Genomic DNA, 11121 nt, shown 5'->3' on the forward strand with positions numbered 1-11121 from the left:
GATTGCCGAGGGCTAGCTGCTGGTGGAGCGTCCCGCAGTGTGCGGGACGCTCCACCAGCGGGCATCTCGCCGACTGCTAGCCAGGCCGGAACCGGGATGTGGTTGCGCCCGCAGGGCCGCCCAGCGGGGCACAGATCGGTCACGCCCGCCGCAATGGCTCGGTCGGTGACCATCCGGACCAGCAGATCAAGCCCGCCCGCCGAACAATCCGAGTCGACGCAGGCGATCCGATCGCTGGTCCCGGAACGCTCCTTGCGACCGCGACGCGGCGGAGTTGATCGTCCCGCGGGCGCAGCGGCTGGAGAACGCCCTGCTCAAGTGCGCGGGTGGCGCGGAAGGTCGCGATCAGGACAGGGCAGGTCGGCACACCACGGACTCGGCGGGGACGGATCTGCCCCGCCGAGGGCGGGGGAGTGGCGGTGGGGGAGCGGGTCATGGCCCACCGGAGCCCTCCCGAAGTCCGGAATCGGAGGCATGCGCGGCAACGGCCAGCATGGCGCGGGCGAGGTCAGTGGCTTCCTCGAAGCTCAGCCGCTCGTCCACGCCCGCCAGGTGCAGCGACCCCTCGGCGGCGGTCACGGTGACCCCGTCGGCGCGAAGGCCCGGAACGCCCTCGACATCGCTGACCGAGGGGAGGTGCAGTGCCGCTCGCAGCCGATCGGCGTCGACGGCCAGGCGGTCGGCGCGCTCGCTCGCCCGGTCGGCTCGCGTGGTGGCCTCCTCGGCACGCGTGATCGCCCGGTCGGCGCGCTGCTCTGCCTGGTCGGCGCGGGCTTGGGACTCCTGGGCATGGGTGGACGCCTGGCTGGCCTGGGTGAGCGCGGCGTCGCGCGCGGTTTCGGCCTCGGAAAGGCGGCGGTGGGCGTCGGCCAGCGCGGTCTCGGTGTGCTGCAGGGTCTCGGCGGCGGTCGTGGCGCGCTGCTCGGCTTCTTCGGCGCGGCGCTTGCAGGTGTCGCGCTCGTCGCTGGCGGTTTGCAGCTCCGCAGTGAGCCGGGCGGCCTGCTCCTCGACGGCCCGCAGCCGCTCGGCGGCGTCCCGGAGTGCCTGTTCAGCGTCGGCCTGAGCGTGCTGGGCCTGTTCGGCTACGCGGGCGGCGGCCGCGGCCTGCTCCTCGGCGCGGCCGCGGGCCCGGTCGTGTTCGGCGACCCGCCGGTCGGCCAGTTGCTGGGTCGCGGCGGCCCGCGCGTCGGCGTCGTCGGCGCGGGCCACCGCGAGCTGCGTGCGCTGCTCGGCTGCGGCCACCTCACGTTTGGCCTGTGCCTCGGTCTCGGCGACACGTCGGTCGGCGTCCTGGACGGCCTCGCGGATGCGACGGCGGGCGTCGGCCTCCACGTCGGCGTTGCGTTCGGCGAGCCCGTCGATCTGGGCTTCCAGCGCCTCCCGCCCGCCGAGTTCGTCCAGCAGCTGTTGGTGGCGGGCGGCGTGCTCGGTCAGCAGCCGGGCGACCTCGGTGAGGGCGGGCGCAGCCTGGGCCGCGACCTGATCGTGCGAGCGCAGCACCGCGGCTACCCCGCTCCGGTTCTTGCTGCGGCGGGTGTTGTTGTGCGCCATGCGGCACTTCTTGTCGGGGCCGGGACAGTACTCCAGCCGGCGGCCTCCGCGACGCAGCGGCGCCGGCAGCGGATCGCCGCAGTGCGCGCACCTGCCGTAGGGCGCGTCCGGGTCCGCGCCGGGGCCTGCTTCCGCATCTGCCTCGCCGCCCACGCCGGTGTCGGTGTCGCGGGTGGCGCCCGCGCCTCCGGCGGACTTCCCGACCACGACGGTGTCCTCGGCGCCTGGTGCGGGTGCGGTGCCCTCGGCGGGCGGGGCGCCGGCTGCATCGGAGTCGACGGTCGCCGTCCCGTCCCACTTCTCAGAGTGCTGGTCGACCATGGCCCGACCCTAGCAGGTATACGCATCAAGCAATCGTTTCATGAAACGTTTCCTTCGATTAGATTGCAGGAGCGCTTAACTGGCGTTAAGCGCTCCTGCTAGAGTGATCAACGCGCGGGGCTTCGTCCCGCCGACCGCGCCGCCAGCCCAAGGGGAAGCCCCGCCGATGTCTCCGAGCCCGCTCGCCGCCGTGAGTAAAACGCTCACCGGGGTCCGCAATGACTGACGCCAGACTGGTCGCAGCGGGCCGGTCGGTGCCGGCGGCCGCAGTGCCGCCGCTGCTGCACGATGCGCTCACCGCGCTGGACGCCGACCTGGGGGAGCGGTGCGTGGGGTGGGCCGATCTCACCGAACCGTCCGGCCGCGCCCGCAAGCAGCGGGTCTACCGGCGGCGACTGGAGCTGCTGGCCGAGGCGCTGGAACCCGCCACCCTGCCAGTGGTGGTCGGGTGGCTGTCGTCAGCCAGGCGGACGTCGGTGGCCACCCGGCGCGGCTACTGCGACGACCTGCTGACGATCTGGGCGCCACTGGCCCGCGAACTCGGCCACGACCGCTTCTTCGTCGGCTGCCTGAGCACCGCCCACCTGCAGATGTGGCGGGCCCGGGTCACCGGCCGCGCCGCCCGCCCTCTCACCGCGCGCAGCATCGCCCGCTACGTCAAGACGCTGTCCAGCCTGCACGCCTACGCCGCCGGCGTGCTGGACCCGCCGCCGCCCAACCCGGTCAGCGAGGACGTCCGCCCGGTCATCGACGAGGAGGACCCCTCCACCGCGACCCCGATCCTGGAGGAAGACGAGGTCGCCGCGGTGTTCGCCGCCGCCCGGTCGGGCGCGTCGCCTGGGCCGCATCACGGCCCGGACCGCGCGCAGTTGCGGGACCTTGCGCTGGTCACGCTGCTGTACGTGGTGGCGGGCCGGGTCAGTGAGATCTGCGCGGCCGACATCGAGGACCTTCGGACCTCCGGCGACCGCAGCTTCCTGCGGGTGCGGCGCAAGGGTCACCAGGTCCGCGACCTGGAGATCCCGCCGACGCTGGCCGGGCTGCTGCGCGCCTACCTGGGCGACCGCACCACGGGCCCGCTCCTGCTCGACGACGCCGGCCGGAGGCTGGACCGGCACGACGCCGACCGCATCAGCACCCGGCTGGGTCGCGCCGCAGGCGTGCTGGGCGGCGACCACCTCACCCCGCACGTCTGGCGCGCCTCCCGGATCACCCACCTGCTCGACGCGCTGGAGCAGGCCGGCGGCGAGGAACGCGTCATGGCCGGCCTGCACCACGTGATGATCTACGCGAATCACAAAGACCCCAAGACCACCCTGCGGTACTGGATCCGTCGTTCCAAGGCCAGGAAGAACGCCGAACTCTCCCGCACAGGCGAGGAGCTCTTGGTCGACCTGGTGCCCAACTGGCTTCACTCCGACCTCCCGGAGCAGACCACCCACTGATCAGCCGACCCACGAGGCCCCTCACCTGGCTCGCTCTACCTCTCCTTCCCCGCCGACCGCCGACACGCGTGGCGCGATCGATGCCGTCCAGTTGGCGCACGGCAGCCAACCCGGACGCCTCCCGCAGCGCGCCACCGTCGCCCGCGCCCGAAAGCCCCGGGCACAGGCGGATCAGTGACCGGCGCCCTGGTTAGGTGCATCACCGCTGGTCAGCAAGCCCGGACAAAGCAACAGCCACGTCCCGCTCGTCGAGGTCTATCAACGGAGTGCCGAACAACGACAGACCGACCGCCCGACCTGACCGCGGAAAGGGGGCGAGATCATGGCTAGGCAGCACGACCACGCTCTCGACACGATGGAGCAGCTGCTCTCGATCCTCGACGGCATTTCGTGATCGCGGAGGGGTCTCCCCCGCTGGCGGCGGTCCGGCCAGTCCATCTGGCAGGAGACCCATCTCGGCCTCCATTGCGCCCGCACGACCCGGGCTTGGCTGGCGGCGCGGCGGCGCAAGAACTAAGTTCTGGTCCGCCTGCGGCACGCGGCCGGACGAGGAGGGCGTTGCCCAGCGGCTGATGCACAGGTGCTCAGTCCAGGACCGCGGTGGCCTCGACCTCGACAAGAACGTCCGGCTCGAACAGTGCCTCGACACCGATGAGCGACGCCGGTGGCATCGGCGAGCCGAGGCCGGTCTCGTCGGCGACGGATTCGACACCGGCCATGAACTCCGCGATCTTTTCCGGGCTCCACTGGGTCACGTAGAACGTCAGCCGCACCACGTCGTCGAAGGTCGCACCGGCTCCGGCGAGTCCAGTGGCCGTGTTCCGCAGGGCCTGCGCGACCTGCCCCGCCAGGTCGGACGGGACGGGCGAACCGTCGGGCCGGTGGGCGACTTGACCTGCGACGTGGACATGCCGGGTCCCGGCGGCCACGGCCACGTGGTGATACGGGGCGGGCTGAAGCATCCCTGCGGGGGTGAAGCGCTGAACGGTCATGACGAATGTCCTCTCTCTTAGGTATCGTCAAGATACTTAGGAGCGAGAAGACACTTCAACGAGACCAGGTCTCACCATGGATACCCCCGCCGAGCTGCGGATCAGCACCGCGCACCGAGAACTCCTCGACCAGGTGCTCGACAAGTGGTCACTCAGCATCCTGAACGAGCTGTGCGAACGGCCCTGCCGCTTCAACGAGCTCCGGCGCGCCATCCCCGAGGTCACGCAGAAGTCGCTCACTGGGACGCTCCGCCGGCTCGAACGCAATGGCGTCGTCGAACGCAAGGTGACCTCGACTCGCCCGGTCGCCGTGACGTACTCCATCACGCCGCTGGGCAAGACCCTCCGCGGCCCGGTCGACGTGTTGCTGGACTGGGCGGAGGAGCACCTGCCGGCCATCGAGGCCGCACGGGACGCATTCGACGGCGCGGGTGACGCTTAACCGCTACGACCCCGGCGACCACAAGGTCAGCGAAGCCGACCCCTCGCCGGAGAACTCACATACCTGAATACGCTGCTCCACCAATCCGAGCGCTCCGGAAAGCGGACGAGGCGTCGCCAGCAGATGATGGCTGCGGCAAAGGGTCATCAACGCTTCGGTGGATACCGTCGCGGATAGCGGCTCGATCCGCTCCTATCAGACTGTCCCGCACGATCCACGGCGGCTGCTCGCCCTTCCTCACGAAGGATGATCAAACTGGCGAACAGGCCCTGAGAACCAGCCTCGTCCAAAATGGTTCGCGCTTGGGAAGGCGGCCGGGCAGGCTGCCTGGCGATGGATGACGAAGAGAACTTCTACGCCCATCCCAGCACCCTGCTGGGCGCCCTTCAACGCGGAATGGGCCGCGGTGTGATCCAAGCGATGGACGACCCTGCCGCCGCCGCCGAAGCGGTGTTGTCCTGCCTGCGGCGCGACCACCGCTGGTCGTGGGATGTCGATGAGCGTGCCGTCTATCTGGCTCGCCTGGTCTGCGACCTGGAGATCCCGATCGACCGTCTCCTGGCGGTGCTGGACCAGACACCGCCCGAGGACGACGAGAACGGCGCGGCCCTGACTCTGGAGGTACTGGAGGCCCTCGGCCTCGCCGGACACCGCCAGGCGATCGAGGGTGTGCGCCGCCACATCATCCAAGGCCCGCACTGGCTCCAGGCCCTGCACGTGGTGGGTTCCAGTTGGGACGCCGAACTCTGGGAAGATCTGTATCCGCGTTTGCGGGATCGCATCGCCACTGTCGACCGCCGCCTGATCCTGTGCAGATCCTTGCCGTGGACACGGTGGGCCGCACAAGACGAGCGCATCGCAGCAGCGATCGTGGACGCTCGAAACGCCTCTGCTCGGCCGCTGTCTGAGCCGGCCGCAGATCCTGAACTGGCGCAGGCCCGCCGGTGGGCAGCGACACCAGATCATCCCCAGTACTGGCTTTCCGTCTGGGTTTTGGCCACGACGGGCGACGAGCATGATGTCCCGGCCCTGCTGGAGGCGGTGGGCCGGGTGCGTACACGCGATGGGGGCCTCGGCTGGTGCTACCGCGCCCTGGTCGCGGGGCTGACCCGCATCGGAGGCGACCGGGCGGCACAGATCGTGCCGCGGCTGATGCGACTGTGGTTCTCCCCCCACACCTACGAACGCGCGGCCGTCCTCAAGGCGCTCATGGTGTTCGCACCTGCGGGAGAGCCTCCCTGGCAGTTGCTCGAGGGGCTGTGGGACTGCGAGGCCGACGTCCGGGAACTGGCCGCCACGCACGTCCAGCTCACCGACACCACCCGCGCACGCCTGCGCTACCTGCGAGACGACCCCATGGAGACGTCCGAGGTTCGCGCCGCCGCCGCACATCGCCTCGGCTGAACCGCTCTGAGGGGCCGCCGATGGGTGCAGTTCTTCTCCAGCGGCCGGCTGCACCAGGTGGACAGGTCCCATCGACGAGCCAGGCCCGTCCGGTTCGGGTGCGGCTCGTTCTCAGGGACGATCTCATCTGGGCGGATAGGTCCTGCTGGGGCCGCTGAAGAAGAGCCACACCCCCTGGGTTCGGCTGACCTGCGAAACACGCGGGCGGCTTGCCGGTGGCCTGACACGATGAGGATCTGCCGAGGTCGAGGCAGAACCGCCAGCGCCAAGCCGTCCGAGCGAGCGTCAATGGGGGGCCGCATGGCCGACGTCATCTACAGGGTCGCGGGCGCCACGGAACGGCCAGCCGTGGCGGAGCTGTGGCGCAGGGTCGAGAGTGACGCCGAGTTCATGCTCGCGGAACCCGGCGAGAGGGCCGCCCCGATGGAGGATCGGTCATTCGAGGTCGTGGCCGGCGGCGACCCGCTGCTCGGCGCGCTGCGCGTGGCCGTCGGGCGGTTCCGGCGGGTGGCGCACTGCGGGCATCTCGTCCTCGGAGTGCTGCCCTCACACCGAGGACAAGGAATCGGGAGAAGCTCCCGACATCAGTGCCAGGCAGTGAACGGTGAGCATGAACATCGTCTCGGTGTCCAACGCGCGGCGAAGCTCGGCAAGGGCCTCGCCGTGGTCGCCGGATTGCCATGGCTCCAGAATGCCTGTCAGGGCAGCACATCCCGGTGCTCGCGGTTCTCAGAAGCAGGCAGCCAGTGTGAGTGCTCACCCGTCAGGGGGCGGTCGGTCGATCGGGTCGGCCAAGCCGCGGGCGCCGCAGCCGCCCCGGCGTGCTGCTGCCTGCCCGATACATGTGGCCTCCCTGCTGTGGCCGCTGGCCCGCGTGCTGGTCAAGGTCGGCGCGGTTTCGGTCGGATGCGTAGCGACCGTGGTTGGTCTCCCATCGTGCGTCGACTAGGTCGTGGGGGGTTTCGGGCGCGTTCGGTTTTGAGGTGGCCGTCTGGTCTCTACGATCGGCGGCATGGCAGCAGGGCCGCAGATGCGGGAACTGGTGATCGGCTCGCGGGGGAGCCACCTGGCGCGTGCGATGGTGGCCGAGTTCCGCGCGCGGCTGGGGTATCGCGGGCCGGTGCGGACGGTGACGGTGATGACGGCCGGCGACCGGGATCGCCGCCGGCCGCTGGGGGAGATCGCGGAGGACGGGGCGTTCTCCGGTGCGCTGGAGCAGGCACTGCTGGACGGCCGGGTCGACGTCGCGGGTGCACTCGGCCAAGGACCTTGTGGCAGGTGGGCACCCGGACCTGGCGTTGGCGGTCACTCCGCCGCGCGGCGATGTCCGCGACGCGCTGTGTGGGGCGACGCTGGAGACGCTGCCGCTGGGGGCCCGGGTGGGGACCAGTGCCGCGCGTCGCGTGGCGCAACTGCGGGCGCTTCGCCCTGACGTGCGCACCGTCGCGATCCGCGGGAACGTTCCGCCGAGGCTGGCGCGCGCTCGTGCTCACGGCGGGACCTTGGACGCGGTGATGCTGGCCGCAGCGGGGCTGGACCGTCTCGGCCTGGCCGACGCCGCCACCCAGCGGCTGCCCGCCGATGAGTTCCTGCCCGATCCAGGCCAGGGTGCGCTGGCGATCCAGGTCCGCCGGGACGACGTTGACCTTCTTGCCGCGATGTCGCAGGCCGGGGACGCGGTCACCGACGTCGAGGTCCGCGCGGAACGCGCGATGATGCACGCCTTGCAGGGCGGCTGCACCCTGCCGATCGGCGCCCACGCCGAGCACATGTCCGCGGGGCTGCGTCTCACCGGGAGCGTCACCAGCCTCGACGGCCGCCACCAGATCCGCGCCTCAGACACCGCCGGGCGGGGGGAATCTCCTGAGGAGCTCGGCGCCCGGCTGGCCGACCTGCTGCGTGTTAGTGGTGCCGACGCTCTGCTGCCCCGAACAAAGGAGTGAGAGGCAGTCTCTGTCGTCCCGGCACGGTCAGGCTGGGAGACATGGAGCTCGACCGTCGTGGCGCCGAGCTGCTGTTTCAGGTTCTGAGCGAGCGCGATCGCCTACCGAACCGCCCAGACCCGCGCCCGCGAACACGTCGCCGACTGGCCTCTTGTGCCCTCTCAAGAGCGGGAGCGCAATAGAAGTCAGGTGGAAGATGCGGGCCCATTCTCGGTGGTGTTACGCCACCTGTTGTCGATCCTCAGGGTTCCCGGGGTGGGCCGGGCCGGAGATGGAAGTGCACGTCTGTGGCGGCAGCAGGGGCTGGATTGCCGTGAGGGTCGGTGATTGCGGTCACGGTTAGGCCGGCCGCTGCGGCCAGGGCCTGGAATCCGTTGCGCGTATACCAATGCAGCACCCACGGGCGCTCGTCGACGAAGTGGTCCCGGCCGTGGCTACGTTCATAACGCAGCAGCGTCGTCTGCGTCCGCGCGGCCTCGTCCCGTTGTTCAGCTACGACGGATACCCGGAGCTCGGCGCCGTCAGGTGCGGTCGGCGTGCGCGCCTGACCGATCTGCTCGGCCGGGGTCGGGGGTGGGACGAACAGGGGTATCAGGGCCGCGCGCTGGCGAAAGACAGTGGCGCTGATGCCTTGCTCGTGTGCCCGCGACGGAGGCGTTCCAGCATGTCAGCGGAGGAGTCGACGCCCTCGACCTCCAAACCGCGTGCGCGCAGCTCATGCAAGGGATCACCATCCCCGCAGCCCAACTCCAGCGCCGGCGTGCCGGATTGCTCAATGAAGGCCGCATAGGGCTCGGGATCTTGAGAGAAGGACTTCAGTGGTCCGTAGAGCTCCGCAACGATGCCCGTGTAGAAGTCGGCCGCGTCCACGCCGTCACCCTAAACAGGCCCCTCGTGCACAGCACTCCAATACTCAGCGAGCTCTCACCGAACGAGTGAAGCTCACCACGGCCTTATGAGATGTTGAAGTTGGGACGCGGTACCGCTGTGGCGGTCGTGCGGACTCCTGACTCCACGAGGGGGCCCTGGTCTCCTCCGATCGTGCTGAGCCTGCCGTGGCCGAGGTTGCGGACCACGATGTTGGTGTGGGCGTTGTCGCCGTAGATGGCCAGGTCACCTGGTCGTGCTTCGCTGACGGGGAGGGACCGGCCTGCCGCGCGCCACTGCCAGACGCCCGCCCACCGGTGGGACGGTCGGGCTGTTCGAGTACGCCTTCGTAGCGCCGGCTTTGTCGATCGGTTCACGACTGCTGGGCGAGGATGTCCTGGACGTTCCCGCCCTCGGCACAGGAAGCTGATCAGCCATGACCGTTCGTCATTTCGCGGCTGGCGCAAGACGGGTACCGGAGCGCGGGCATTCGGGAACCGTCAGGGCGACGCCGGCGCGGTCACTCGTCCTCGCCCGCGGCTGACACGCCGTTGAAATCGCGGAGAACGATCAATAAACGGACGTGTCTGTTTGACAGGCCGCGCGGTCGCTGGGCTACGGTCCCACCGTGGCTGATCAACTTGAGCGGGTGTTGCTGGACCGGTACCGGCTCTTGGATCCGCTGGGACGCGGTGGCATGGGCACGGTCTGGCGCGCGTACGACGAGCGGCTCGGCCGCGAGGTGGCGGTCAAGGAGCTGCGCCTGCCCGAGGACCTGGACGCCGAGCAGCGGCAGGCCTGGACCGCGCGCGTCGATCGGGAGGCACGGGCCGCGGCCCGTCTCCGGCATCCGGGCATCGTGACCGTCCACGATCTCGTCACCACGGCGGACGAGCAGCCCTGGATCATCATGGAGCTGGTGCCCGGCCGGTCCTTGGCGGACCTGCTCGCCGAGCGCGGCCCCCTGCCGCCCGGGCGCGCCGCCGCTCTCGGGCTGGAGGTCCTGGACGCTCTTCGCGCAGCGCACCGGGTGGGCATCGTCCATCGCGACATCAAGCCCGCCAACGTTCTCCTGGAAGGGGAACGCGCCGTGCTGACCGATTTCGGCATCGCCGCCGTCGACGGCGACACGACGCTGACGCGTTCGGGTGCGCTCCTTGGGACCCCGGCGTACATGTCTCCTGAACAGGTCCGCGGCCTGCCCGCCACCGCGGAGTCGGACCTGTGGTCGCTGGGGGCGACGTTGCACGCCCTGGTGGAGGGCCGTCCGCCCTTCCCCGGTCCGAGCACCGGGGCCGTGTTCGTCGCCATCGCGACGCAGGAACCCGCTCCAGCCCCGAACGCCGGCCCTCTCGCTCCCGTTCTAACCGGGCTGCTGCGCAAGAACCCGGCCGAGCGGATGACCCTTGATCAGGCGCAGGCGATGCTGGCCCCGCTTGTGTCGTCCCAGGCCGGGCCTGTTCCCGCGCCGGTCGTTCAGCAGGCCCCGCCCGCCGCCCCTGGCCACGGAGGGCGCCCCTTTCCAGGCTCGCCGCCCCCGGCTGGACCGATCGCGGGTGTGCCGTCTTCGCCTGGCAGAAGCCGTTGGGCCGGGTTCGCGGTCGCGGGGGCCGCGGCGCTGCTGATGGTCGCGGTGATGCTGCCCTGGCTGAAGGTGTCCGCGTCCTTGCCAGAGGTCTCCGGCGCCCGCGGGGTGACGGCGACGTCCAGCGGCCTCGCCGCCGGCTGGGGCTGGGGGACGCTGGCCTGCGGGACCGCCGCGGCCGTTCTCGGCGTGATCGGTGGCGTCCGGAACAAGGGCGGCCTGGCGGCGAGCGCTGCCGCGCCGGCTCTGCTCAGCCTGTTCATGCTGGGCATCGTCGCCGTCCTGTCTCGGATCGAGAAGCCGACGGTCCCGGTCCCGAAGTCGCTGCCGCCGGCGCTGGGCGCCGCCCTGAACGCGCACGCGAAGGAGTCCCTGGGATTCGGCTGGTATCTCGCGGTGCTCCTGACACTGCTGATCATCGGTCTGAGCGTCGTCGCCTTCGCTCTCGCGAACCGAGATCGCGCGCGGCCGCCCGTGCACTGAGGGCGCCGGCCCGCATCAGCAGCGCGCCCCGTCACACGCGACGGCGCGGTCCGGCGGTGCCGTTCAGTGTCTGCGTCGAGACACCTCG

Annotated in this window: 8 protein-coding genes and 1 pseudogene; 6 read left to right on the forward strand and 3 right to left on the reverse strand. The window is 70.7% G+C overall.

The window, feature by feature from the left end; genetic code table 11:
• Window positions 1-432: 432 nt before the first annotated feature.
• Window positions 433-1872, reverse strand: a complete 1440-nt coding sequence (locus AB0C84_RS22110; RefSeq protein ID WP_361069286.1) for a hypothetical protein — start codon at window positions 1870-1872, stop codon at window positions 433-435.
• 218 nt (window positions 1873-2090) lie between these two features.
• Here AB0C84_RS22110 and AB0C84_RS22115 point away from each other — a divergent pair, with 218 nt between their 5' ends.
• Window positions 2091-3317, forward strand: a complete 1227-nt coding sequence (locus tag AB0C84_RS22115; RefSeq protein WP_361069289.1) for a tyrosine-type recombinase/integrase — start codon at window positions 2091-2093, stop codon at window positions 3315-3317.
• Window positions 3318-3901: 584 nt separating this feature from the next.
• Here the strand turns inward: AB0C84_RS22115 and AB0C84_RS22120 are convergent.
• Window positions 3902-4309 carry a RidA family protein gene (locus AB0C84_RS22120; RefSeq protein WP_179848965.1) on the reverse strand — a complete coding sequence of 136 codons (408 nt, stop codon included), beginning with the start codon at window positions 4307-4309 and terminating at the stop codon, window positions 3902-3904.
• Window positions 4310-4385: 76 nt separating this feature from the next.
• On the opposite strand from AB0C84_RS22120, the gene AB0C84_RS22125 reads away from it, so the two are divergent.
• From AB0C84_RS22125 to hemC, 4 genes and pseudogenes are all read left to right on the forward strand, one after another.
• On the forward strand, window positions 4386-4751 hold the full coding sequence (locus AB0C84_RS22125; RefSeq protein WP_361069292.1) for a helix-turn-helix domain-containing protein: 366 nt from the start codon (window positions 4386-4388) through the stop codon (window positions 4749-4751).
• Between the two features lie 333 nt (window positions 4752-5084).
• The gene (locus AB0C84_RS22130; protein WP_361069295.1) at window positions 5085-6155 is read left to right on the forward strand and encodes a hypothetical protein; all 1071 of its coding nucleotides are present in this window, start codon (window positions 5085-5087) and stop codon (window positions 6153-6155) included.
• A 1078-nt stretch (window positions 6156-7233) separates the two neighbouring features.
• Window positions 7234-7344 (forward strand): annotated as a pseudogene (locus AB0C84_RS22135) (hypothetical protein); the annotation flags it as partial.
• Between the two features lie 16 nt (window positions 7345-7360).
• Window positions 7361-8098, forward strand: coding sequence for a hydroxymethylbilane synthase (hemC, locus tag AB0C84_RS22140; RefSeq protein WP_361069298.1), 738 nt, complete (start codon window positions 7361-7363; stop codon window positions 8096-8098).
• Between the two features lie 591 nt (window positions 8099-8689).
• On the opposite strand, the gene AB0C84_RS22145 is transcribed toward hemC, so the two are convergent.
• Window positions 8690-8968 carry a class I SAM-dependent methyltransferase gene (locus tag AB0C84_RS22145; RefSeq protein ID WP_361069301.1) on the reverse strand — a complete coding sequence of 93 codons (279 nt, stop codon included), beginning with the start codon at window positions 8966-8968 and terminating at the stop codon, window positions 8690-8692.
• 625 nt (window positions 8969-9593) lie between these two features.
• Here AB0C84_RS22145 and AB0C84_RS22150 point away from each other — a divergent pair.
• A complete protein-coding gene (locus AB0C84_RS22150) occupies window positions 9594-11033 on the forward strand; it encodes a serine/threonine-protein kinase (RefSeq protein WP_361069304.1) in 1440 nt (479 codons plus the stop codon).
• Window positions 11034-11121 lie beyond the last annotated feature (88 nt).

This window comes from Actinomadura sp. NPDC048955, from assembly GCF_040649435.1.
Taxonomy (GTDB): domain Bacteria; phylum Actinomycetota; class Actinomycetes; order Streptosporangiales; family Streptosporangiaceae; genus Spirillospora; species Spirillospora luteofluorescens.

Bases quoted from the DNA above. Each gene is read 5' to 3' on its own strand.
- AB0C84_RS22130 (WP_361069295.1), top strand. From the start codon at position 5,085: ATGGATGACGAAGAGAACTTCTACGCCCATCCCAGCACCCTGCTGGGC.
- AB0C84_RS22110 (WP_361069286.1), bottom strand. From the start codon at position 1,872: ATGGTCGACCAGCACTCTGAGAAGTGGGACGGGACGGCGACCGTCGAC.
- AB0C84_RS22125 (WP_361069292.1), top strand. From the start codon at position 4,386: ATGGATACCCCCGCCGAGCTGCGGATCAGCACCGCGCACCGAGAACTC.
- AB0C84_RS22115 (WP_361069289.1), top strand. From the start codon at position 2,091: ATGACTGACGCCAGACTGGTCGCAGCGGGCCGGTCGGTGCCGGCGGCC.
- AB0C84_RS22120 (WP_179848965.1), bottom strand. From the start codon at position 4,309: ATGACCGTTCAGCGCTTCACCCCCGCAGGGATGCTTCAGCCCGCCCCG.